Genomic DNA, 23,930 nt, shown 5'->3' with positions numbered 1-23,930 from the left:
TGTCCCCAACCAGCTTAGTGAGTAATTTCGCGGAAGAAACACGCGATTTCGCGCACCCGTTGTGCGTTTAAGCACAGCGATACCTCGTGGAGCGTCGGCACCTAACACCTGGGTGTTCGATACAGATATGCAAGGACCAGCATGTTCGATTGGAATGATTTGCGGTTTTTCCTGGAGCTGCAACGCAGCGGGCGCTTGTTGACGGCCGCCAAGCGTCTGGAGACGACCCACAGCACCGTTGCGCGTCACATCGAGCGTATCGAGCAGAGCCTGGGCACTGCGTTGTTCGTTCAGCATGCGCAGGGGTATGAGCTGACGCCGTCTGGTCAGGCACTGCTCAAACATGCCGAAGCCATGGAGAACACCGCCTTGCTGGCGCAGGAGGAAATCACCCAGGCCATCACGCCGCTGGGCAAGATCCGCCTCGGCGTCACGGAGGGGATCGGCATCATGTTCTTCACGCCACGGATGAATGAGCTGTTCGAGCGCTACCCTGGCCTGGAAGTGGAGTTGGTTGCGGTGCCGCGTTTCGTCAGCATCCTCAACCGTGAAGCGGAAATCAGCATTCACCTGGAAAGGCCAAGTGCAGACTTGCTGATCACCCGCAAGCTGACCGACTACCGGCTGGCCCTCTATGCCAGCGCAGCGTACCTGGAGCGTGCCGCGCCATTGCGCAACCGCGAAGACCTGGCGCGGCACAGTTGGATCGGCTACGTGGACGACTTGCTGTTCAGTCAGGAGCTGCTGTTTCTCAACAGCTTCTGCCGATCGCCGAACGTGGTATTTCGCAGTACCAGCGTGATTGCCCAGCAAGCGGCGGCGCGTGCTGGGCTGGGTATCGCCGTGCTACCCAACTACATGGCGCGGCACGACCCAACGCTGGTTAGGGTGCTGCCGGGGGAAACCATCCAGCGCAGTTATTGGATCTGCACCCGGCGCGAACTGCATAAATCCGTGCGCCTGCGCGTGGTATGGGATTACCTGCTGAACCTGTGTGCCGCCGAGCAGGATGCGCTGCTAGCCCCCTAGCGCTCTGCTGATCAACAACGCCGCTGCGGCCCAGCCTGCGATGGCGAACAGTTGTTGCAGGCGGGGGCCCTCCAGCCTTGCCGCCAGTGGCCGGGCTACCAGCAGGCCCAGTACCGCACCTAGCGCAAATGGCGCACCCACCTGCCAGCGCATGCTCCCTGCAAGGGTGGCGGTAGCGACACTGCCCAAGGCGACTAGCGCGATGACTGCCAGGGAGGTAGAGACGATGCTGACTATACGCAAGTTGGTGTAGCGCCGCAGGGCAGGGACGATGACAAAGCCGCCGCCCACCCCCAGCAGGCCTGACAGCAACCCCGACAGCGCCCCGGTGCCGGCAAGCGCCCGAGCGCACGGAAGCGTCCAGCGTAACCGGCCCTGCAGAGGGTTGAGTACACAGGGCTCGATGAAGCGATGTGCACCTGAGTCTGCGCCATTCAATTGCTGACGAGCCTTCAACCAGGTGCGCATGCACGCGTAGATCAGGATGCCCGCAAACATCAGTTGCAGCGGTGCGTTGGGCAAGCGGTGCGCGAGCATCAGCCCCAGGGGCGTGAACACGATGCCCACTGCTGCGATGAACAGGGCCGCACGGTAGCGCACCACGCCCTGGCGCAAGCCCAAGCCGGCACCCACCGCGGCCGACAGCCCCACAGCCAGCAAACCGATCGGGGCGGCCTGCGCCATCGAAAGTCCCAGGCCGAACACCAGCAACGGAACCGCAAGGATGCCGCCACCGGCACCGGTCAGTGCCAAGACCGCGCCGATGATCGTGCCTAGGCCTGTACTGAGCCACGCCTGATTGATCACTGGGCTGCCTCGGTCGTGCTTGCTACCGGCTTGGCCAGCCATTCACGGCCCTTGAGCATGCCTTGCCAGTACAAGGGTGGTAGCAGGCGAGCTTTGAGCAGCCAGGCCAGCCGTGTGGGTTTGCGGCCGTCAAGGAGCCATTGGGGAAAGCTCGGCTTGAGCGCGCCACCATAGCCAAACTCGGCCAGCACGATCTTGCCGCGCTCGACCGTCAGTGGGCAGGACCCGTAGCCATCATAGTGCGCCAGGCCCGTGCGTCGGCCCAGGGCCACCAATACATTGTTGGCCACCACCGGCGCTTGCTTGCGTGCAGCGGCTGCCGTCTTCGCGTTGCTGGCATTGATCACGTCCCCAAGGGCGTGCACATGGGCGAAGGTACGATGGCGCAGGGTCGCGGGATCCACATCCACCCAGCCAGCGCCATCGGCGAGGCAGCTGTGACGAATGAAGTCGGGGGCGACCTGCGGCGGTACCACATGCAGCATGTCGAACGGCTCGGTGCGAAGGTGCTGAGTGCCATCCGCAAACGTATGGGCGAACACAGCCTGCTGCTTCGGTCCATCCACCGCGATCAGCCGATGGCCGAAGTTGAGGTCTACCGAGTACTTGTCGATATACGCCATCAAGGCAGGCACATAGGCCGGCACCCCGAACAAGGCATTGCCGGCATTGAAAAAGCTGGCTCGCACAGTGCCCAGTCGGCCCTGGCGCAGCCAGTGGTCGCACGAAAGGTACAGCGCTTTTTGCGGTGCGCCAGCGCATTTGATGGGCATGGGCGGCTGGCAGAACACGGCGCGGCCTTGCCTGAGGCCTTGCACCAACTCCCAGGTATAGGGCGCCAGGTCATAGCGGTAATTGGACGTGACGCCATGCTCGCCCAGGGTATCGGCCAGCCCATCGATGGCCGTCCAATCCAGCTTCAATCCGGGGCAGACCACCAGCTGTTCATAGGTGAAAGCCCTGCCATCTGCCAGCAGGACCTTGCGACAATGTGCATCGAACCCTTGCACCTGTGACTTGATCCAGCGCACCGCGCGAGGGATGACGGACGACATCGGCCGAGCCGTGCTCGGGGCATCGAAGACCCCAGCACCGACCATGGTCCAGCCGGGTTGGTAGTAATGGACCTCGGCGGGGTCTATCAGGGCAATGTCCAGCGAGCGGTCGCGCTTGAGGAGGCTGGACGCCGTCGCAATGCCAGCAGCACCGGCGCCTATGATGATGATCTGGTGATGAAAGGCTGGGACGGAAGAGGGCACGGCGGGCATGGTTGATCCTGACTGTCTGGTTATGGGATGTGCCTGACTACAGCGAATTGAGGGGAATCTTCAGGTAGCGCACCCCATTGGCTTCAGGCGCTGGGAACTGGCCGCTGCGCATGTTCACCTGGACGGCGGGCAGGATCAGGACAGGCATGTCCAGCGTTCGATCACGCGCTTGGCGCATGGCAACGAAGCTGTCTTCGTCGATACCCTGGTGGATGTGAATGTTCTGAGTGCGCTGCTCGGCCACGGTGGTCATGTACCGCAGCTCGCGCCCTTCGGGCAGGTAGTCGTGGCACATGAACAGCCGGGTGCCATCTCCAAGGGCCAGGAGGCGGTGGATCGACCGATACAGGGTCCGAGCATCGGCGCCAGGGAAGTCGCATCGCGCAGTCCCGTAGTCCGGCATGAACAGCGTGTCGCCGACGAAGACTGCCGACTCGCCTTCATGCTCGATGAGGTAGCTCATGCAGGCAGGCGTATGCCCAGGGGTATGCAGGGCTTGAGCCTGCAGATTGCCTATCTGGAAAATGTCTCCATCGTCGAACAGGACGTCGAACTGGCTGCCATCACGGGCGAAGCCAGGTTCAGCGTTGAACAAACTGCCGAAGACTTTCTGGACCTGGGTGATGCAAGCGCCGATTGCAATGCGGCCTCCCAGCTTGTCTTTAAGGTAGGCAGCAGCGGACAGGTGATCTGCATGCACATGGGTTTCCAATATCCACTGCACCTGGGCGCCAAGCGCTTTCACGCGTTCGATCAGGCAATCTGCAGAGGCTGTGGTCACGCGCCCAGCCTTCGGGTCGTAATCCAGAACGCTGTCGATCAAGGCGCAAGCACTCGTTTCGCCATCCATGACCAGGTAGCTGATGGTTGAGGTGGCGCTGTCGAAGAACGCTTCCACGTGAAAGTTATTGCCAATGATCATTCAAGTCTCCCATTCGGCTCCCCCTCGTTGGCTGCATTTTTCCAGAGGGCGCCATACCTATCCCCATCAAGATGCATGCCACCCCACTGATACTCGCCTGGAGCCCAGAATTGGCGGAGTGACAGGCAAATGGCAGCTTCGTTGGCAGTGAACAGTGGCAGTCAGGTGTCAGTCGATGGCAGCAGCTGGCAGTCCTTGCTACCCTCGAACTCGTTATCCGACTGGTGCCGTCATGTCCGAACCTCACCCTTCCGTGCTTGCCTTGGTGTCTTTCCTGGAGCACGACGTACTGCCCGCCATCGTGCTGGACACCGACTACAACATTCTGGCCGCCAACGCCGCTTATCGACGTCAGTTCGGCCAGGACCAGCAGGCGCCGCTTGGGCAGAAATGTCACAAGGTCTCACACCATTACCACGTTCCCTGCGACCAGGCCGGCGAGGACTGCCCGATGCGCAAGGCCTGGTCCAGCAAGGTGCCCGAGCGTGTGCTGCATGTGCATCACACCCCACGCGGGCCGGAACATGTGGATGTCGAACTTCGGCCGATCCTGGATGAGCAGGGCAGGGTGATTGCTTTCGTCGAACGGCTCACCCGTATCGTCATCGCATCTGCCCAGCCTCAGGAACAGGGCCTAGTGGGCCAGGCACCTGCATTCAAGGCGGCATTGGCCAGCTTGCAACGCGCGGCGCCGGCTGACATCCCTGTCTTGCTCCAGGGTGAGTCCGGCACCGGCAAGGAACTGTTCGCGCGCGCATTGCACATGGGCAGCCCCAGAGCCGATGGGCCCTTGGTCGTGGTCGATTGCACCAGCCTGACGGAGGCGCTTTTCGAAAGCGAACTGTTCGGTTATGAGAAGGGCGCATTCACCGGTGCGCACCAGCGCAAGACCGGCCTGGCGGAAGCTGCCCATGGCGGTACGCTGTTCCTGGACGAGATAGGTGAGGTGCCCTTGGCCATGCAGGTCAAGCTGTTGCGCTTGATCGAAACCGGCAGCTTCCGGCCAGTAGGTAGCCTGCGCACCGTGCATTCGGACTTCAGACTGGTGTCGGCAACCCATAAACCCTTGAGGCAGATGGTGGCCGACGGGACGTTCAGGGAGGACCTGTACTATCGGATCAGTGGTTTCCCCATCCGCATGCCTGCACTGCGCGAGCGTAGCGAGGATTTGCCTCTGTTGATCCAAAGCCTGCTGAAAAGAATCGCAGGGCCCAGCGCGCCCACGCTCGGTGATGCAGCACTTGATCAACTGAGGATGTATCCGTTTCCGGGGAACATCCGCGAGCTACGCAACATCCTGGAGCGGGCACGTCTGTTTGCCGATGAAGGCGTCATTGAGCCGGAACACTTGCCCGAAGACGTGGTGTCGCTCCCTGCCGAAGTGCGCGCCAACGCAAGTCGCCCGGCAGATCTCATACAGGTGCTCAGTCATTTCAAGGGGTCGCGCAGTGAGCTGGCCAAGTACTTGGGGATCAGCGAACGTACGTTGTATCGGCGCTTGAAAGCGGCGGGCATTGCCGACGTACATTGACGCCCTGCACGCAAGCCGAACCCGGGGCATCGCTCGCCCTCGTCGCACGTCGCTCTTGCAGAATCATGCAAGCGATTGGCAGAAATCGCATAACCCGTATTACCTCATGCCTCCTAATCTTGGGTTCACCCGCTGCCATCAAGGTGGCTTTTCCAAGCTGAAGCAGGAGCGACATATGGACGGTATTCAAGGCAAAGTCGTCGTCATCACCGGGGCCAGCAGCGGTATCGGTGAAGCAACAGCCCGCTTGCTCGCAGGCAAAGGCGCCAGCGTAGTGCTGGGTGCCCGTCGCATTGATCGCCTACATGCGGTCGCCAACGAGCTTCGCTTGGCGGGAGGTACAGCCGATGTACAGGCGCTGGATGTCACGCGCTTGGACAGCATGCAGTCCTTCGTTGATTTCGCCATGTCGCTGCACGGTCGCATTGACGTCCTCATCAATAACGCTGGGGTCATGCCGCTTTCAAAACTCGAAGCACTCAAGGTCCAAGAGTGGGACCGGATGATTGACGTGAACATTCGAGGCGTGCTGCATGGCATCGCCGCGGCGCTTCCAGTAATGCAGCGACAGCGTGCAGGGCAGATCATCAATATCGCATCCATTGGGGCCTATGCGGTTAGCCCGACGGCTGCAGTGTACTGCGCCACTAAATATGCGGTACGTGCGATTTCTGAAGGTCTGCGTCAGGAAGTAGGGGGCGACATTCGGGTGACGCTGATCGCGCCGGGCGTCACCGAGTCGGAGCTGGCCGATAGCATTTCAGATGCAGGCGGCCGAGCGGAGATGCAGGCGTTTCGCAAGGTCGCAATACCTGCTTCAGCCATCGCTCAAGCGATAGCGTATGCGGTTGCGCAACCGGCAGAGGTGGATGTCAGTGAACTGATCGTGCGACCCACGGCAAGTCCGTTCTGAGCTTTACCCTTGAGCCGATGGGGGTGAGCTTGCCTACCCAAAGATCGGGAAATAAAAAGCCCGCTGGCGCGGGCTTGATGATGACCGGTTAAACTCGAATTTCGAAGCTACCCGGTCATGTGACGGTCGAGGCTAATCAGAAGTCCAGGTTGGAAACCGACAGTGCATTGCTTTCGATGAAGTCACGGCGCGGTTCAACGGCATCACCCATCAGGGTGTTGAAGATCTGGTCAGCCGCGATTGCATCTTCAATCGTGACCTTCAGCATCCGGCGCACTGTTGGGTCCATGGTGGTTTCCCACAGCTGATCCGGGTTCATCTCGCCCAACCCTTTATAGCGCTGGATGGTATGGCGCTTGGTGGTCTCGTTCATCAACCAGTCCAGGCCCTCCTTGAACTCGACGATGGCTTTGCGACGCTCGCCACGCTGCACATAAGCGCCTTCGCCCAACAGGCTGGACAGCTTGGCACCTACGTTGACTACGGTGCGGTAGTCGTTGCTGCCGAAGAAGTCACGGTTGAACGTGATGTAACTGGCAAGCCCGTGGGAGGTAATTTCCACCTCAGGCAGCCATACGTTACGTTCCTTGTCTTCACGCAGGCTGGCCTTGTAGACCAGGCCCGATTTCTGGGTCGAATTCAGGCGCTCATGCAACTGGTTCTTCCAGGCTTCCATCACGGCATGATCACCCAGCTGCTCGAGGGTGACTTCAGGCAGATAGATAAAGTGCTCGGTTAGCTCCTGCGGGTACAAGCGCGACAGACGCTTGAGGGTCTTCATCACACCGCGGAACTCGTTGACCAGGGCTTCCAGTTGCACGCCGGATACCGGTGGCGCGGACTCGTCCAGGTGCAGGCTGGCGTCTTCCAGGGCCGATTGGGTCATGTACTCTTCCATGGCCTCATCGTCCTTGATGTACTGCTCCTGCTTGCCGCGCTTGACCTTGTACAGCGGTGGCTGGGCGATGTAGATGTAACCGCGCTCGACCAGCTCCGGCAATTGGCGGAAGAAGAAGGTCAGCAGCAACGTACGAATGTGCGAACCGTCAACGTCAGCATCGGTCATGATGATGATGTTGTGATACCGCAGTTTTTCGATGTTGTACTCTTCCCGACCAATGCCGCAGCCCAGCGCAGTGATCAATGTCCCCACTTCCTGGGACGAGATCATCTTGTCGAACCGAGCTTTCTCCACGTTCAGGATCTTGCCTTTGAGCGGCAGAATGGCCTGGGTCCGACGGTTACGCCCCTGCTTCGCAGAGCCGCCTGCGGAGTCACCCTCGACCAGGTAGAGTTCAGACAGGGCAGGGTCCTTCTCCTGGCAGTCAGCCAGCTTGCCTGGCAAGCCCGCGATATCCAGTGCACCCTTACGGCGGGTCATCTCACGCGCTTTGCGGGCAGCTTCACGAGCGCGCGCAGCATCGATCATCTTCCCAACGACAGCCTTGGCTTCGTTCGGGTTTTCCAGCAGGAAATCGGAGAAGTACTTGTTCATCTCCTGCTCGACAGCGGTTTTCACTTCCGACGAAACCAGCTTGTCTTTAGTCTGCGAGCTGAACTTGGGATCGGGCACCTTGACCGAAATGATTGCAGTCAGGCCTTCACGGGCGTCGTCCCCGGTGGTCGAAACCTTGTTCTTCTTTGCCAGGCCTTCTTGCTCGATGTAGCTGTTCAGGCTGCGGGTTAACGAAGAACGGAAGCCTACCAAGTGCGTACCGCCATCACGCTGCGGGATGTTGTTGGTAAAGCACAGCAGGTTCTCGTTGAAGCTGTCGTTCCACTGGAGAGCAACTTCTACGCCCACACCGTCTTCACGCTGCACGCTAAAGTGGAACACCTGAGCGTTTACCGGCGTCTTGTTGGTATTCAAGTACTCGACGAACGCCCGCAGGCCGCCTTCGTATTTGAAGAACTCTTCCTTACCACTTCGCTCGTCTTTCAGCAGAATGCCAACGCCCGAGTTCAGGAAAGACAGTTCACGAATGCGCTTGGCCAGGATGTCCCAGCTGAAGTGAATATTCTTGAATGTCTCAGCGGACGGCTTGAAGTGAATATGAGTACCGGTCGTCTCGCTCTCGCCAACGATCGCCATCGGCGCCTGAGGCACACCATGGACATACGTCTGCTCCCAGATCTTGCCGCTGCGACGTACCGTCAGTATCAATTGCTCGGACAATGCGTTGACGACCGAAACACCTACCCCGTGCAATCCACCGGATACCTTGTAGGAGTTGTCATCGAACTTACCGCCTGCGTGCAGCACCGTCATGATGACTTCTGCTGCCGACACGCCTTCTTCTTTATGCACATCGACCGGAATGCCACGGCCGTTGTCACGCACGCTGATGGATTCATCAGGGTGGATAATTACTGTGATGTCGTCGCAATGGCCGGCCAGGGCTTCGTCGATGGAGTTGTCGACCACCTCGAATACCATGTGGTGCAGGCCGCTACCATCATCGGTGTCGCCAATGTACATGCCGGGACGCTTGCGCACGGCATCCAAACCTTTTAGCACCTTGATGCTGGAGGAGTCGTACGTCTGATTTTCGCTCATGCCTTCACTCCCGATGGTCGTGGGTCTGGGTGATACGGCCCTGTTCCACGTGGAACAAAGCAACCGGCGTTTCCGTCTGCCAGCCTTCCCTCAATAATTCATGATCTACACAGGTGATGAATACCTGGCAGCGTAATTCTTCAAGCAAGCGACACAGTGCACGGCGATGTTGCTCATCGAGCTCCGATGGCAAATCGTCCACGAGATAAATGCAGTGGCCGCGTCGCGCTTGGCCAACCAAATGACCTTGAGCTATCCGCAATGCGCATACCACCAGCTTTTGTTGGCCACGGGACAAGATGTCTGCTGCGTTGTTTGCAGCTAATCGAAGTCGCAAATCTGCCCGTTGCGGACCCGCCTGCGTGTGTCCCATCTGTTGGTCACGGAGAATAGAAGCAGCCAACACATCCTGCAGTTCACGGTCTTTGTCCCAGCCTCGGTAATAGCTCAAGGTCAGACCGTCGAGTTCAAGCAACTCGCTCAGGGTCTTTTCGAATACAGGCTTCAGGGCCTTGATATATTCGCGGCGGTACTCATCTATTTCGGCGCTGGCCAAGCACAACTCTCGGTCCCAAGCGGCTTGCGAAGCTGGGTCAAGTGTACCATGCCGCAACCATGAGTTCCGCTGCCGGAGGGCCTTCTGCAGGCGCTGCCACGCAGGCATGAAACGGGGTTCCACGTGGAACACACCCCAATCCAGGAACTGCCGCCTGATTTTTGGGGCACCTTCCAGTAGCCGAAAGCTATCTGGGTTGATGAGCTGCAATGGAAGCAATTCAGCAAGTTGTGCCGCGCTACGCGCATTCTGCCCATCGATCCTGATGGTGAAATCACCCTGACGTTCGCGAGACACCCCGAGGTTGCAGGTACCTCCTTCGGCGAGGAGCACCTCTCCGAATACCGTACAAGACGCTTGCTCATACTGGATCACCGGGTTCAAGCGCGTACTGCGAAAGGATCGAGCCAGACCGAGCAAATGAACGGCTTCGAGAAGACTTGTCTTGCCGCTCCCGTTATCGCCATAGAGCACGTTGATACGCGGGGAGGGGGAGAGCGTCACCGGGTGCAGATTTCGCACCCCGGTGACGATGATACGCCTAAGTGACATTGGGCCTGCTTTGCTTACAGCCGCATCGGCATGACAACGTACGAAGAGTCGTCATTGCCTGCCTCCTGCAGCAATGCACTGCTATTGGAGTCTGACAAAATCAGGCGTACCTGCTCAGTAGTCATCACGCCCAGCACATCCAGCAGATAACTAACGTTGAAACCAATCTCAAGCGAGCTGCCGTCGTAATCGACGCTGATTTCTTCCTCAGCCTCTTCCTGCTCGGGGTTATTGGCTTGGATCTTCAACTGGCCGGCAGCAAGCAACAAACGAATCCCGCGGTACTTTTCGTTGGACAGGATAGCGGTGCGGCTGAATGCCTCGCGCAAAGCTTGGCGATCGCCGATTACCAGTTTGTCACCACCCTTGGGCAGCACGCGCTCGTAGTCGGGGAATTTCCCGTCGACGAGCTTGGAAGTGAATGTGAATTCACCTGTCGTTGCGCGGATATGGTGCTGGCCAAGCACGATGCTAACCATGCCTTCAGGCTCGGTCAGCAAGCGAGCAAGCTCAAGAATACCTTTGCGCGGCACGATTACCTGGTGGCGGTCGTCCTGTTCGATCGGTGCACTCATCGAGCACAAGGCCAGGCGATGACCATCCGTGGAAACGGCGCGCAGGGTATTTCGCGAAACCTCCAGCAGCATACCGTTAAGGTAGTAACGGACGTCTTGCTGGGCCATGGCGAAGCTGGTGCGCTCGATCAATCGACGCAGTTTGCTCTGCTCCAGATTGCACGTGAGCGAGCCAGGGCCTTCTTCAACGGTCGGGAAATCATTGGCAGGCAATGTCGACAGTGTGAAGCGGCTACGCCCGGCCTTGACCAGCAGTTTCTGCTCATCGAGCTTGATGTCGATCAGCACGTCGCTGGGCAGGCTTTTGCAAATGTCCATCAACTTGCGGGCTGGGACAGTGATCTCGCCAGGCTCGGCAGGTTCTTCCAGTTGCACACGGCCAACCAGTTCAACCTCAAGGTCGGTACCGGTCAGCGACAGTTGCTGGCCTTGTACGACCAGCAAAACATTGGAAAGCACCGGCAACGTCTGCCGGCGCTCGACGACACCTGCCACCAGTTGCAGAGGTTTGAGCAAGGCTTCGCGTTGAATGGTGAAATGCATGGTCTTGTCCCTTGCCTTCATATGGCTGCGCTGACGCCCCTCAGGTCGTCAGCGTGCGCAGCAGGTTCTTGTAGTCCTCGCGGATATCCGCGTCGGATTCTTTCAGTTCATTGATCTTGCGGCAGGCATGCAACACAGTCGTATGGTCGCGCCCACCAAACATGTCGCCGATTTCTGGCAAGCTGTGGTTGGTCAGCTCCTTGGAGAGCGCCATCGCCACCTGGCGTGGACGTGCCACCGAACGGGAGCGGCGTTTGGACAACAGATCAGAGATCTTGATCTTGTAGTACTCGGCCACCGTACGCTGGATGTTATCCACACTCACCAGCTTGTCTTGCAATGCCAGAAGGTCCTTCAGGGATTCGCGGATCAATTCGATGGTGATGTCGCGCCCCATGAAGTGCGAATGAGCAATCACTCGTTTCAGGGCGCCCTCGAGCTCACGCACGTTCGACCGAATACGCTGAGCGATGAAGAAAGCGGCATCGTGCGGCAGTTCCACCTTGGCCTGATCGGCCTTCTTCATCAGGATCGCAACGCGCGTTTCCAGTTCCGGCGGCTCTACGGCCACCGTGAGGCCCCAGCCAAAGCGCGATTTAAGGCGTTCCTCGAGCCCTTCGATTTCCTTGGGATACCGATCGGAGGTGAGAATCACCTGCTGGCCACCTTCAAGCAATGCGTTGAAGGTGTGGAAAAACTCTTCCTGTGAACGCTCCTTGCGCGCGAAGAACTGAATGTCATCAATGAGCAACGCATCGACTGAGCGGTAGAAGCGCTTGAACTCGTTGATCGCATTGAGCTGAAGTGCCTTGACCATATCGGCGACGAAGCGCTCGGAATGCAGGTACACCACCTTGGCATTCGGGTTTTTTCTAAGCAGGTGGTTACCCACGGCATGCATGAGGTGGGTTTTACCCAGGCCCACACCGCCATAAAGGAACAATGGGTTGTAACCGTGCTTGGGGTTGTCGGCAACTTGCCAGGCGGCGGCACGGGCCAGCTGGTTCGACTTGCCTTCCACAAAGGTGTCGAACGTGAACGTGCGGTTCAGGTAGCTGGTGTGCTTGAGGGCACCCTCTACCTGTACCGTGCGCTGCTCCGTCCTACCCGTGGGGGCCTGAGCAGGTTCGGCCATGGCATCGAAGCTATCCCTCGAAGAAGGCTCGACCACATCGTTGGCGTTTGCAGGCGCGGGGTCAAGTGTCGCCGCTGGAGCAGGCTCGGACAGCGTGACGGCGGGGGCCTTGGGCGTCGTTTGAACCAGGGAGGCTGCAACAGCCGCGCTTACCGGGGCATTAGGTGCTGCACGGGGCGCAGAGCTGCGCCGGCTGCCAATAAGCAGCGACAACGCGGGGGCTATGCCCGTGCCTTTTTCTCCCAAAAGCTCAAGCAAACGCCCCAGGTACTTTTCATTGACCCAATCGAGAACGAAACGGTTAGGCGCATAGACGCGCAACTCGTCGCCTTCGGCTTCGACCTGTAACGGACGGATCCAGGTGTTGAATTGCTGGGCAGGCAGTTCATCGCGCAGAAGCTCCACGCACTGCTGCCAAAGTTCCACTGACACGGATATCCCCTGAGCTTGAAAGCCACGAAGGCTGAAACAAACGGCCATTGTACTGGGCACGCGCTCAGTTATCCACATGCAGACACGTCGGCATTCATGGCAAACCAGCCACTAAATGACCGAAACACCACTCATACACTGTGCATAAGCCTTGTGCATAACTAGGCCTAAGGTCTATGCACAACCCCATGAATCGACCTGTGCATAACCTACCTGTGTATAAAATCCATACTTATGCACAGCTTAAATTCAAGCCTGCAACAGCTGTAGCACGGCTTTCAAACAGGGTTTAAAAATGCTGTACATCTCTGAATTCAAGGCCTGCAGAAGGTTATCCACAGAAAGTTATCCACTTAAGAGTATTAAGATCTTTAAAGAAGCTTTTTATATGTTTTTCTTATTTTTCATGTTGAGCAGTGTTTCCTTGCCGAGCTTCATATAGGTGTCCGTGCCGCTAGCCCAGGCCTACGCCCGTTCATCCCACACCTAAAGGAAAGGTTGGTTGGAAATTGACCTATAGGCTTGCTTTCTCTAGAATCGCCGGTCTCTTAAAAGGGGGCCATCCCGGCCCGTCGTCGACAAACCCAGGTAACACGCCATGAAACGTACTTTCCAACCAAGCACCATCAAGCGCGCGCGCACTCACGGTTTCCGTGCCCGTATGGCTACCAAGAACGGCCGCGCTGTTCTGTCGCGTCGTCGTGCCAAAGGCCGTAAGCGTCTGGCCATTTGATTTTTCGGCACAGGTGGTGAGTCAGGACTTCAGTCGGGAAAAGCGACTGCTTACACCCCGGCATTTCAAAGCGGTCTTCGACTCCCCAACCGGCAAGGTTCCAGGGAAAAACCTGCTGATCCTTGCTCGCGAGAACGGTCTGGATCACCCGCGCCTAGGCCTGGTGATTGGCAAGAAAAGCGTCAAGCTCGCCGTTCAACGCAACCGCCTCAAGCGCTTGATGCGCGATTCCTTTCGTCTGAACCAGCATTCACTTGCCGGGTTGGATATCGTGATCGTCGCGCGCAAGGGATTGGGTGAGATAGAAAACCCGGAATTGCACCAACACTTCGGCAAACTCTGGAAACGCCTGGCGCGCAGCCGACCGGCACCAGCAGTCTCCGCCGATTGCGCAGGGGTAAGCAGCCAAGATGCGTAAACTGGCACTCGTTCCGATCCAGTTTTACCGTTATGCCATTAGTCCTCTGATGGCCAGCCACTGCCGTTTCTACCCCAGTTGCTCTTGTTACGCCTACGAAGCCATCGAAAACCACGGTCTCTGGCGTGGTGGATGGCTAGCCGTTCGTCGCCTGGGGCGTTGTCATCCGTGGAACGACGGCGGTTTCGACCCCGTTCCACCCGCTCCTTCCTCCCGAACTTCTTCGATAGCCGAGTAATCATGGATATTAAACGCACGATCCTGATCGTCGCCCTGGCAATCGTGTCCTACGTCATGGTCCTTAAATGGAACCAGGACTACGGCCAGGCTGCCCTGCCGACTCAGAATACTGCTGCCAGCACGAACAACCCTGGTTTGCCCGATGGCGTACCTGCCGGCAATGCCGGTGCTGGTGCCAGCGCCGATGTGCCAAGCGCCACTGCTGAAACCCGCACTGCCGATTTGGCACCCGTGGCTGTCAGCAAGGATCTGATCCGGGTCAAGACCGATGTGCTGGACTTGGCTATCGATCCGGTAGGTGGTGACGTCGTCCAATTGAACCTGCCGCAGTATCCACGCCGTCAGGACCATCCGGATATCCCGTTCCAACTGTTCGACAACGGTGCAGAGCGCGTCTATCTCGCACAAAGCGGGTTGACCGGTGCAAACGGTCCAGATGCCCGTTCGACCGGTCGCCCCCTCTACGCTGCTGATCAGAAGCGTTATCAGTTGGCCGATGGTCAGGACCAGTTGGTGGTAGACCTGAAGTTCAGCGACAACGGGGTCAACTACATCAAGCGCTTCAGCTTCAAGCGCGGCGAGTATGACCTGAACGTCAGCTACCTGATCGACAACCAGAGCAGCCAGGCCTGGAGCGGCAACATGTTCGCCCAGCTCAAGCGCGATGCCAGTTCCGATCCGTCGTCGAGCACTGCCACCGGCACCGCGACCTACTTGGGTGCGGCCCTGTGGACACCTTCGGAGCCCTACAAAAAGGTCTCGATGAAGGACATCGACAAAGGTAGTTTGAAAGAAAATGTGTCCGGCGGTTGGGTAGCATGGCTTCAGCACTACTTCGTGACCGCATGGATCCCGGCCAAGTCTGACAACAATGTGGTGCAAACCCGCAAGGACAGCCAGGGCAACTACATCATCGGCTACACCGGCCCGGCTATCAGCGTACCTGCGGGCGGCAAGGCCGAAACCAGCGCCATGTTGTATGCCGGTCCCAAGATCCAGTCCAAGCTCAAGGAGTTGTCCCCAGGCCTGGAGCTGACCGTCGACTACGGTTTCCTGTGGTTCATCGCACAGCCGATCTTCTGGCTCCTGCAACATATCCACAGCCTGCTGGGTAACTGGGGCTGGTCGATCATCGTGCTGACCATGCTCATCAAGGGCCTGTTCTTCCCGCTGTCCGCTGCCAGCTACCGTTCCATGGCACGTATGCGTGCTGTTTCGCCCAAGCTCGCAGCGCTCAAGGAACGCTTCGGCGATGATCGCCAGAAGATGTCCCAGGCGATGATGGAGCTGTACAAGAAAGAGAAAATCAACCCGCTGGGCGGTTGCTTGCCAATCCTGGTCCAGATGCCAGTATTCCTGGCCCTCTACTGGGTACTGCTGGAAAGCGTCGAGATGCGTCAGGCACCTTGGATGCTGTGGATTACCGACCTGTCGATCAAGGATCCGTTCTTCATCCTGCCGATCATCATGGGCGCTACCATGTTCATTCAGCAGCGCCTGAACCCGACCCCGCCGGATCCGATGCAGGCCAAGGTGATGAAAATGATGCCGATCATCTTCACCTTCTTCTTCCTGTGGTTCCCAGCCGGTCTGGTGCTGTACTGGGTTGTGAACAACTGCCTGTCCATCACGCAGCAGTGGTACATCACGCGCAGCATCGAGGCCGCCAACAAGAAAGCGGCTGCCTGACGGGCTGCTACGCTAGCTTGTGAATAAAACGCCCCCTCGTGGGGCGTTTTTGCTATCTGTCGTATTTGTCGTAGAGGCTCCCCAGCATGAATACTGTGCGTGAAACCATTGCCGCCATCGCAACTGCCCAAGGCCGCGGCGGCGTAGGCATCGTGAGGTTGTCAGGACCACTGGCTGCCCAGGCGGGCCAGTGGATAACCGGCCGCAGCCTGCAACCGCGTCATGCTCATTACGGCCCATTCCGCGACGAGGAGGGGGTGGTACTGGATGAAGGTATCGCGCTGTTCTTTCCGGGGCCCAACTCATTCACCGGTGAAGATGTACTTGAGTTGCAAGGCCATGGCGGCCCCGTGGTCCTGGATATGCTGCTACAGCGCTGTGTACAACTGGGGTGTCGCCTGGCCAGGCCAGGGGAGTTCAGCGAGCGGGCATTTCTCAATGACAAGCTTGACCTGGCTCAAGCCGAGGCCATCGCCGACTTGATCGAAGCCAGCTCCAGCCAGGCAGCGCGAAATGCACTGCGATCGCTGCAGGGCGAATTTTCCAGACATGTCCACAGCCTCACCGAAGCGTTGATCGCGCTGCGCATCTACGTGGAGGCCGCCATTGATTTTCCCGAGGAAGAAATCGACTTCCTGGCCGATGGCCACGTGCTGTCGATGCTCGATGCCGTGAGGGATCATTTATCCACAGTGCTGCGTGAGGCGGGCCAAGGGGCTTTGCTGCGTGATGGCATGACAGTGGTCATCGCTGGGCGACCCAATGCAGGCAAGTCGAGTCTGCTCAACCAGCTAGCGGGACGTGAAGCGGCGATCGTAACGGATATCGCCGGCACGACCCGGGACACCCTGCGCGAACATATCCACATCGACGGCATGCCGCTTCACGTGGTGGACACAGCTGGGCTACGTTCAACAGATGATCATGTGGAAAAGATCGGTGTCGAGCGAGCGCTACAAGCGATAGGCGAGGCAGACCGGATATTGCTGGTTGTGGACTCCACAGCCCCTGAAGCCGACGATCCCTTTGCTTTATGGCCCGAGTTTCTGGACCAGCGTCCGGATCCAGCACGGGTAACCCTGATACGCAATAAAGCGGATCTGAGTGGGGAGCCAGTAGCGCTGCACCAGGGTGAAGATGGACAAGCCACCATCACGCTGAGCGCCAAAGGAGAGGGTGGGGGGCTGCAGCTGTTGCGCGACCATCTCAAGGCCTGCATGGGCTATGAACAAACCGCCGAGAGTGGTTTCAGCGCCCGTCGACGGCACCTGGATGCCTTGCGCCAGGCCAGTGAGCACCTTGAGCACGGTCGTGCGCAGCTGACCCTCGCAGGTGCAGGTGAATTACTGGCAGAGGACTTGCGTCAGGCGCAGCAGGTGCTTGGGGAAATCACCGGGGCCTTCAGTTCCGACGACTTGTTGGGGCGGATTTTCTCGAGTTTCTGCATCGGCAAGTAACAAACAACCTGGTCCCGGACCAGCCAACCGCCCTTTAGGGGCGGTTTTTTTTGGCTTGAAATAAGCCTCCAGCGAAGGGACAGCCAGGAACGGTAGCCGCTAAGCCCTGTGGAAAACCCTATCTGAGCTCCGTTGATAAGCGCTAATTTTTCTTGAGGATAAATCGCCCTGTGGGTAACTCTGTATTTCATCCACAGGCTATTCCCTGTTATCCAGAAGGCTCAGTGGGGTTAAAGCACAGGGTTCAGGATCTCTGTACAACACGCGTTTCCTGGTCTTTAAGACCTTATCCACAGATATCGCTGTGCATAAGAATAAACATAAAAACAAAGCTTTTATAAATCTCTCTTCGTTGATTTCTGTTGTGTGCCATTCATCCACAGCCTGATCAAAATTTGCTCAGACGGTTTCAATGAGGGGGGTGATGTCCCTATACTTGTCGGCTTACCTTTTCTATTTGCACAACAGGCAAGAGGTGCGTGGTGGATTTCCCTTCCCGTTTTGAAGTGATCGTCATCGGCGGCGGCCATGCCGGTACCGAGGCTGCGCTTGCGTCTGCACGCATGGGTGTCAAAACCCTGCTGCTGACCCACAACGTGGAAACCCTCGGGCACATGAGTTGCAACCCTGCCATTGGTGGCATCGGCAAAAGCCATCTGGTCAAGGAAATCGATGCCCTGGGCGGCGCCATGGCGCTGGCCACCGACAAGAGTGGCATTCAGTTTCGCGTGTTGAATAACCGCAAGGGCCCAGCCGTTCGCGCCACGCGTGCACAGGCTGACCGCGCCATCTACAAAGCGGTTGTGCGTGAGATTTTGGAAAACCAGCCCAACCTGTGGATATTTCAGCAGTCCTGTGACGACCTGATCGTTGAACAGGATGAAGTCAAAGGCGTGGTCACCCAGATGGGGCTGCGGTTCTTTGCAAACTCGGTCGTGCTCACCACCGGCACCTTCCTGGGCGGCCTGATCCATATTGGTATGCAGAACCACTCGGGAGGACGCGCAGGGGATCCGCCCTCCATCGCGTTGGCGCATCGCATGCGTGAATTGCCGCTACGCGTCGGCCGCCTGAAGACAGGTACGCCGCCTCGTATCGACGGTCGCTCCGTGGATTTCTCGGTCATGACCGAGCAGCCCGGCGATACGCCTATCCCGGTGATGTCGTTCATGGGCAATGCGGGCATGCATCCGCGCCAGGTAAGCTGCTACATCACTCACACCAACGCCCGGACACATGACATCATCGCTTCGAACCTTGACCGTTCGCCCATGTACTCGGGGGTCATCGAAGGGGTAGGGCCACGTTACTGCCCGTCGATCGAAGACAAGATCCACCGCTTTGCGGACAAGGAAAGCCACCAGGTATTCATCGAGCCTGAAGGCCTGACCACTCACGAGCTCTACCCCAACGGTATTTCCACTTCGCTGCCCTTCGATGTGCAGCTGGAGTTGGTGCGCTCGATCCGGGGCATGGAAAACGCGCATATCGTCCGCCCAGGCTACGCCATCGAATATGACTACTTCGATCCGCGCGACTTGAAGTACAGCCTGGAAACCAAAGTCATTGGTGGTCTTTTCTTCGCTGGCCAGATCAACGGCACCACCGGTTACGAAGAAGCCGGTGCGCAAGGCCTGTTGGCCGGGACCAACGCCGCACTGCGCGCTCAGGGCCGCGAGGCCTGGTGTCCGCGGCGCGATGAAGCCTACATCGGCGTGCTGGTCGACGACTTGATCACCTTGGGCACTCAAGAACCGTATCGCATGTTCACATCCCGGGCCGAATACCGGTTGATCCTGCGGGAGGACAACGCCGACCTGCGTCTCACAGAAAAAGGGCGAGCACTGGGGTTGATCGACGACGAGCGCTGGGCCGCCTTCTGCACCAAGCGCGACGGTATCGAAAAAGAAGAGCAGCGGCTGAAATCGACCTGGATAAGGCCCAACACCGAGCAAGGCCAAGCCGTTGTGGACAAGTTCGGTACGCCATTGAGCCACGAGTACAGCCTGCTGAACCTGCTGGCACGACCCGAAATCGACTATGCAGGGTTAATGGCGGCTACCGGCGGTGAGTCGATCGATCCACAGGTCGCCGAGCAGGTCGAGATTCGCACCAAATACGCGGGTTACATCGACCGTCAGCAGGACGAAATCGCGCGGCTGCGCGCCAGTGAGGACACGCGCCTGCCTGTGGATATCGAGTACGCCACGATTTCGGGGCTGTCCAAAGAGATTCAGGGCAAGCTCAGCCAGACCCGTCCCGAAACCCTGGGGCAGGCCTCGCGCATTCCAGGCGTGACGCCGGCGGCCATTTCCCTGTTGCTCATCCACCTGAAAAAACGCGGTGCAGGCCGCGAGCTGGAGCAAAGCGTTTGAGTTCCCTGGTTACCTCCCAACATGCCGAAGAGTTGTCCACAGGTGCCCGCCAGTTGGCTGTGCCCCTGAGCCCTGAACACCATGAAAAACTGCTGGGCTACCTGGCCCTGTTGATCAAGTGGAACAAGGCCTACAACCTCACCGCCGTCCGGGATCCGGATGAAATGGTTTCGCGTCACCTGCTCGACAGCCTCAGCGTGATGCCGTTTATCCACAGCGAGCGCAGTAACTGGCTGGATGTCGGCAGCGGCGGAGGCATGCCAGGTGTGCCCATGGCTATCCTGCATCCCCACAAGCGGATCACCGTACTGGATGCCAATGGCAAGAAGACGCGCTTTCTGACCCAGGTGAAAATGGAGCTCAAGCTGGACAACCTTACGGTTATCCACAGCAGGGTCGAGGGGTACACGCCGGCCCAGCCGTTCGACGGCATCATCTCCCGCGCTTTCAGCAGCATGGAGAATTTCACCAACTGGACCCGCCACCTGGGCGACACCGGGACGCAGTGGCTTGCAATGAAGGGGCTGCATCCTGCCGATGAACTGGTAGCATTGCCCGCAGACTTCACAGTGGAAAGCGAGCAGGCCCTGACCGTTCCGGGTTGCCAGGGCCAACGTCATCTGCTGATACTGCGCCGCAAGGCTTGATTGGGAACAGACGCATCAATGGCTAAGGTATTCGCAATCGCGAACCAGAAAGGTGGTGTGGGCAAGACCACCACCTGTATCAATCTCGCTGCCTCGCTGGTGGCGACCAAGCGTCGTGTGCTGCTGATCGACCTCGATCCGCAGGGCAATGCCACCATGGGCAGCGGCGTGGACAAGCACGAGCTCGAGCACTCTGTGTACGACCTGCTGATCGGAGAGTGTGACCTGGCCCAGGCCATGCACTATTCCGAGCATGGTGGGTTCCAGCTGTTGCCGGCCAACCGTGACCTGACCGCTGCCGAAGTCGTGCTGCTGGAGATGCAGGTCAAGGAAAGCCGCCTGCGTAATGCGCTGGCGCCCATTCGTGATAACTACGATTTCATCCTCATCGACTGCCCGCCTTCATTGTCGATGCTGACGCTCAATGCCTTGGTGGCTTCCGATGGCGTGATCATCCCCATGCAGTGCGAGTATTACGCGCTGGAAGGGCTGAGCGACCTTGTGGACAACATCAAGCGGATCGCTGCCAAGTTGAACCCCGCGCTCAAGATCGAGGGGTTGCTGCGAACCATGTATGATCCGCGGCTGAGCCTGAACAACGATGTATCGGCGCAGCTCAAGGAGCATTTCGGTTCGCAGTTGTACGATACCGTCATTCCGCGAAACATCCGCCTGGCCGAAGCACCCAGCTTCGGTATGCCGGCATTGGCCTACGACAAGCAATCGCGCGGCGCACAGGCCTACCTTGCCCTGGCCGGAGAACTGGTTCGTCGTCAACGCCGCCAGTCCCGCACTGCACAAGCAACTTAAGGAATCCGCATGGCCGTCAAGAAACGGGGTCTCGGACGTGGGTTGGATGCGCTGCTCAGCGGTCCATCCGTGAGCGCGCTCGAAGAGCAGGCTGTAAAGATCGACCTCAAGGAGCTTCAGCACCTGCCCGTCGAGTTGATTCAACGGGGCAAGTACCAGCCACGTCGCGACATGGACCCGCAGGCGCTCGAAGAACTGGCTCACTCGATCCGCAGCCACGGCGTGATGCAACCGATCGTGGTGCGCCCGGTTGGCGATGAGCGCTATGAGATCATCGCCGGTGAGCGGCGCTGGCGCGCGACTCAACAAGCCGGTCTGGACACCATTCCGGCCATGGTCCGCGAGGTCCCTGACGAAGCGGCCATAGCCATGGCCCTGATCGAAAACATCCAGCGCGAGGACTTGAACCCTCTGGAAGAAGCGCTGGCCCTGCAGCGGTTGCAGCAGGAGTTCGAGCTGACCCAGCAGCAAGTGGCCGATGCCGTGGGCAAGTCGCGGGTGACCGTGGCCAACCTGCTGCGGTTGATCACGTTGCCTGAAGCGATCAAAACGATGCTCGCCCATGGTGACCTGGAGATGGGTCACGCACGGGCTTTGCTAGGCCTGGAAGAGAATCGCCAGGAGGAAGGGGCGCGTCATGTTGTCGCACGTGGGCTGACCGTACGTCAGACCGAGGCGCTGGTGCGCCAATGGCTGAGCGACAAGCCTGATCCGGTAGAACCCGGCAAACCTGATCCGGACATTGCACGCCTGGAACAGCGGCTTGCAGAGCGTTTAGGCTCGGCTGTACAGATTCGCCACGGCGCTAAAGGCAAGGGCCAACTGGTGATTCGCTATAACTCGCTCGATGAGTTGCAGGGCGTACTCACACACATTCGCTGAAACAATTCCTGTTGTAGCGCGCAATCGGAAATCACTACGAATAGTTGAATAGGGGTTAATCCACCCCTATACTCTGCGCGCATTTTGTCGGCACAAATTATGCCAAGTCATCGCTGACTGGCAGGCCGATTCACGGGGAGCAGTTGTGATGGAAATCCGCACGCCAAACCGGTTGCCTTTCCATCGCTGGGCGGTTTTTCCGGTATTGCTGACGCAATTCGTCGTGCTGCTGCTGGCAACCTTGGTGTTGTGGCAGTTGGCTGGGACGGTCAGCGGATATTCAGGGCTCTGCGGAGGCCTGATTGCCTGGCTGCCCAATGTTTATTTCGCCTGGAAGGCTTTTCGCTTTAGCGGAGCTCGGGCGGCGCAGGCCATCGTCAAGTCGTTCTACGCTGGCGAGGCAGGCAAGATGATTTTGACGGCAGTGCTCTTTGCACTGACCTTCGCAGGAGTGAAGCCACTGGCGCCGCTGGCAGTATTCGGCGTCTTCGTGTTGACCCTTTTGGTCAGCTGGTTCGCGCCCCTGCTGATGAATAAAAGACTTTCGAGACCTTAGGGCGTTTGAGGCAACCATGGCAGCAGAAACCGCTTCGGGCTATATCCAGCACCACTTGCAGAACCTGACTTACGGTCAACTACCAGACGGCAGCTGGGGCTTCGCCCATTCGGCTGCAGAAGCCAAGGCTATGGGCTTCTGGGCATTCCACGTGGATACCCTGGGTTGGTCCGTCGCACTGGGTCTGATCTTCCTGTTCATCTTCCGCATGGCGGCCAAGAAGGCGACTTCTGGCCAACCGAGCGGCCTGCAGAACTTCGTCGAAGTGCTGGTGGACTTCGTCAACGGCAGCGTGAAGGACTCCTTCCACGGCCGTAGCCCGGTGATCGCGCCGCTGGCGCTGACCATCTTCGTCTGGGTATTCCTGATGAACGCCATCGACCTGGTACCGGTCGACTGGATTCCTCAGCTGGCCATCCTGATCTCGGGTGATCCGCACATTCCGTTCCGCGCCGTGTCGACCACCGACCCGAACGCGACCCTGGCCATGGCCTTCTGCGTGTTTGCGCTGATCATCTTCTACAGCATCAAGGTCAAGGGCCTGGGTGGCTTCATCGGTGAGCTGACCCTGCACCCGTTCGGCAGCAAGAATATCTTCCTGCAGATCCTGCTGATCCCGGTCAACTTCCTGCTGGAATTCGTGACCCTGATCGCCAAGCCGATCTCGCTGGCACTGCGTCTGTTCGGCAACATGTACGCCGGCGAGCTGGTGTTCATCCTGATTGCCGTGATGTTCGGCGCCGGCATCCTGTGGCTCAGCGGCCTGGGTATCGTGCTGCAATGGGCGTGGGCTGTGTTCCACATCCTGATCATCACCCTGCAAGCCTTCATCTTCATGATGCTTACCATCGTCTACTTGTCGATGGCTCACGAAGATAACCATTAAGACCGCCTGGCGTGTCTGATAGCCTTCCCCGCTCGTTTGGGGGGAGGGCTTAAAAAGTCCGCAAGGGCATGCTGTACCAAACGATTCGTTTTACCGCTTCAAACTAAAAAACCTAACCAATACGACGTAAAAGTCGGGAGGAAAGATGGAAACTGTAGTTGGTCTGACCGCTATCGCTGTTGCTCTGCTGATCGGCCTGGGTGCTCTGGGTACCGCCATTGGTTTCGGCCTGCTGGGCGGCAAATTCCTGGAAGGCGCTGCTCGTCAGCCTGAGATGGTTCCGATGCTGCAGGTCAAAATGTTCATCGTTGCCGGTCTGCTCGACGCCGTCACCATGATCGGTGTTGGTATCGCTCTGTTCTTCACCTTCGCGAATCCCTTCGTTGGTCAAATCGCCGGCTAATCACTCGTTTCGAC

The 23,930-nt window shown here is 58.5% G+C and carries 22 protein-coding genes; 15 read left to right on the top strand and 7 right to left on the bottom strand.

What is annotated here, in order from left to right:
• The first annotated feature begins 141 nt into the window (after positions 1 to 141).
• Entirely contained in the window at positions 142 to 1,029 is an 888-nt protein-coding gene (locus FS777_RS05000) for a LysR family transcriptional regulator (protein WP_027913298.1), read from the top strand.
• On the opposite strand, the gene FS777_RS04995 is transcribed toward FS777_RS05000, so the two are convergent.
• From FS777_RS04995 to FS777_RS04985, 3 genes are read right to left on the bottom strand one after another with little or no spacing between them, the layout of a single operon-like run.
• Entirely contained in the window at positions 1,018 to 1,836 is an 819-nt protein-coding gene (locus FS777_RS04995) for a sulfite exporter TauE/SafE family protein (RefSeq protein ID WP_372239209.1), read from the bottom strand. The two genes, FS777_RS05000 and FS777_RS04995, sit on opposite strands and share 12 nt — an antisense overlap.
• Entirely contained in the window at positions 1,833 to 3,104 is a 1,272-nt protein-coding gene (locus tag FS777_RS04990) for an FAD/NAD(P)-binding oxidoreductase (protein WP_058638767.1), read from the bottom strand. Before FS777_RS04990 ends, FS777_RS04995 begins: the two co-directional genes overlap by 4 nt.
• A gap of 37 nt (positions 3,105 to 3,141) precedes the next feature.
• On the bottom strand, positions 3,142 to 4,026 hold the full coding sequence (locus tag FS777_RS04985; protein WP_145254138.1) for an MBL fold metallo-hydrolase: 885 nt from the start codon (positions 4,024 to 4,026) through the stop codon (positions 3,142 to 3,144).
• Between the two features lie 232 nt (positions 4,027 to 4,258).
• On the opposite strand from FS777_RS04985, the gene FS777_RS04980 reads away from it, so the two are divergent.
• Both FS777_RS04980 and FS777_RS04975 read left to right on the top strand, forming a co-directional pair.
• Positions 4,259 to 5,557 (top strand): sigma-54-dependent Fis family transcriptional regulator, encoded by a 1,299-nt coding sequence (locus tag FS777_RS04980; protein ID WP_058638769.1) that lies wholly within the window; start codon positions 4,259 to 4,261, stop codon positions 5,555 to 5,557.
• Between the two features lie 175 nt (positions 5,558 to 5,732).
• Positions 5,733 to 6,470 carry an SDR family oxidoreductase gene (locus FS777_RS04975; protein WP_145254135.1) on the top strand — a complete coding sequence of 246 codons (738 nt, stop codon included), beginning with the start codon at positions 5,733 to 5,735 and terminating at the stop codon, positions 6,468 to 6,470.
• Between the two features lie 136 nt (positions 6,471 to 6,606).
• Here FS777_RS04975 and gyrB read toward each other — a convergent pair whose 3' ends face one another.
• From gyrB to dnaA, 4 genes are read right to left on the bottom strand one after another with little or no spacing between them, the layout of a single operon-like run.
• Complete coding sequence (gyrB, locus tag FS777_RS04970; protein WP_027913303.1) at positions 6,607 to 9,027, bottom strand: DNA topoisomerase (ATP-hydrolyzing) subunit B; 2,421 nt, start codon at positions 9,025 to 9,027, stop codon at positions 6,607 to 6,609.
• 4 nt (positions 9,028 to 9,031) lie between these two features.
• Complete coding sequence (recF, locus tag FS777_RS04965; protein WP_145254132.1) at positions 9,032 to 10,135, bottom strand: DNA replication/repair protein RecF; 1,104 nt, start codon at positions 10,133 to 10,135, stop codon at positions 9,032 to 9,034.
• A 14-nt stretch (positions 10,136 to 10,149) separates the two neighbouring features.
• A complete protein-coding gene (gene dnaN / locus FS777_RS04960; RefSeq protein ID WP_023532585.1) occupies positions 10,150 to 11,253 on the bottom strand; it encodes a DNA polymerase III subunit beta in 1,104 nt (367 codons plus the stop codon).
• Between the two features lie 40 nt (positions 11,254 to 11,293).
• On the bottom strand, positions 11,294 to 12,820 hold the full coding sequence (gene dnaA, locus FS777_RS04955) for a chromosomal replication initiator protein DnaA (protein WP_058602711.1): 1,527 nt from the start codon (positions 12,818 to 12,820) through the stop codon (positions 11,294 to 11,296).
• Between the two features lie 598 nt (positions 12,821 to 13,418).
• Here dnaA and rpmH point away from each other — a divergent pair.
• From rpmH to atpE, 12 genes are all read left to right on the top strand, one after another.
• A complete protein-coding gene (gene rpmH / locus FS777_RS04950; protein ID WP_003253163.1) occupies positions 13,419 to 13,553 on the top strand; it encodes a 50S ribosomal protein L34 in 135 nt (44 codons plus the stop codon).
• Positions 13,554 to 13,566: 13 nt separating this feature from the next.
• Positions 13,567 to 13,971: a ribonuclease P protein component gene (gene rnpA / locus FS777_RS04945; RefSeq protein WP_058603069.1), complete on the top strand. Its 405-nt coding sequence runs from the start codon at positions 13,567 to 13,569 to the stop codon at positions 13,969 to 13,971.
• Positions 13,964 to 14,209 (top strand): membrane protein insertion efficiency factor YidD, encoded by a 246-nt coding sequence (yidD, locus tag FS777_RS04940; RefSeq protein ID WP_078477749.1) that lies wholly within the window; start codon positions 13,964 to 13,966, stop codon positions 14,207 to 14,209. The genes rnpA and yidD overlap by 8 nt, the downstream gene beginning before the upstream one ends.
• Positions 14,210 to 14,211: 2 nt before the next feature.
• Positions 14,212 to 15,900 (top strand): membrane protein insertase YidC, encoded by a 1,689-nt coding sequence (yidC, locus tag FS777_RS04935; RefSeq protein ID WP_058638772.1) that lies wholly within the window; start codon positions 14,212 to 14,214, stop codon positions 15,898 to 15,900.
• Positions 15,901 to 15,986: 86 nt separating this feature from the next.
• On the top strand, positions 15,987 to 17,357 hold the full coding sequence (gene mnmE, locus FS777_RS04930) for a tRNA uridine-5-carboxymethylaminomethyl(34) synthesis GTPase MnmE (RefSeq protein WP_058638773.1): 1,371 nt from the start codon (positions 15,987 to 15,989) through the stop codon (positions 17,355 to 17,357).
• Between the two features lie 482 nt (positions 17,358 to 17,839).
• Complete coding sequence (gene mnmG, locus FS777_RS04925) at positions 17,840 to 19,732, top strand: tRNA uridine-5-carboxymethylaminomethyl(34) synthesis enzyme MnmG (RefSeq protein ID WP_058603070.1); 1,893 nt, start codon at positions 17,840 to 17,842, stop codon at positions 19,730 to 19,732.
• Entirely contained in the window at positions 19,729 to 20,379 is a 651-nt protein-coding gene (rsmG, locus tag FS777_RS04920; protein WP_058602714.1) for a 16S rRNA (guanine(527)-N(7))-methyltransferase RsmG, read from the top strand. Before mnmG ends, rsmG begins: the two co-directional genes overlap by 4 nt.
• 18 nt (positions 20,380 to 20,397) lie before the next feature.
• On the top strand, positions 20,398 to 21,189 hold the full coding sequence (locus FS777_RS04915; protein ID WP_023532809.1) for a ParA family protein: 792 nt from the start codon (positions 20,398 to 20,400) through the stop codon (positions 21,187 to 21,189).
• A gap of 9 nt (positions 21,190 to 21,198) precedes the next feature.
• Positions 21,199 to 22,071: a ParB/RepB/Spo0J family partition protein gene (locus FS777_RS04910; RefSeq protein WP_145254129.1), complete on the top strand. Its 873-nt coding sequence runs from the start codon at positions 21,199 to 21,201 to the stop codon at positions 22,069 to 22,071.
• A gap of 148 nt (positions 22,072 to 22,219) precedes the next feature.
• Positions 22,220 to 22,627 (top strand): F0F1 ATP synthase subunit I, encoded by a 408-nt coding sequence (locus FS777_RS04905; protein ID WP_023532288.1) that lies wholly within the window; start codon positions 22,220 to 22,222, stop codon positions 22,625 to 22,627.
• Between the two features lie 16 nt (positions 22,628 to 22,643).
• Positions 22,644 to 23,513, top strand: coding sequence for a F0F1 ATP synthase subunit A (gene atpB, locus FS777_RS04900; protein WP_023532311.1), 870 nt, complete (start codon positions 22,644 to 22,646; stop codon positions 23,511 to 23,513).
• A gap of 145 nt (positions 23,514 to 23,658) precedes the next feature.
• Entirely contained in the window at positions 23,659 to 23,916 is a 258-nt protein-coding gene (gene atpE / locus FS777_RS04895; protein WP_003097235.1) for a F0F1 ATP synthase subunit C, read from the top strand.
• Positions 23,917 to 23,930: the final 14 nt, after the last annotated feature.

The sequence above is a fragment of the Pseudomonas sp. DE0157 genome, assembly GCF_007678615.1.
Lineage (GTDB): Bacteria > Pseudomonadota > Gammaproteobacteria > Pseudomonadales > Pseudomonadaceae > Aquipseudomonas > Aquipseudomonas parafulva_B.
The sequence above is the reverse complement of the archived record's forward strand: the minus strand, read 5'-3'. Positions and strand labels throughout refer to the sequence as shown.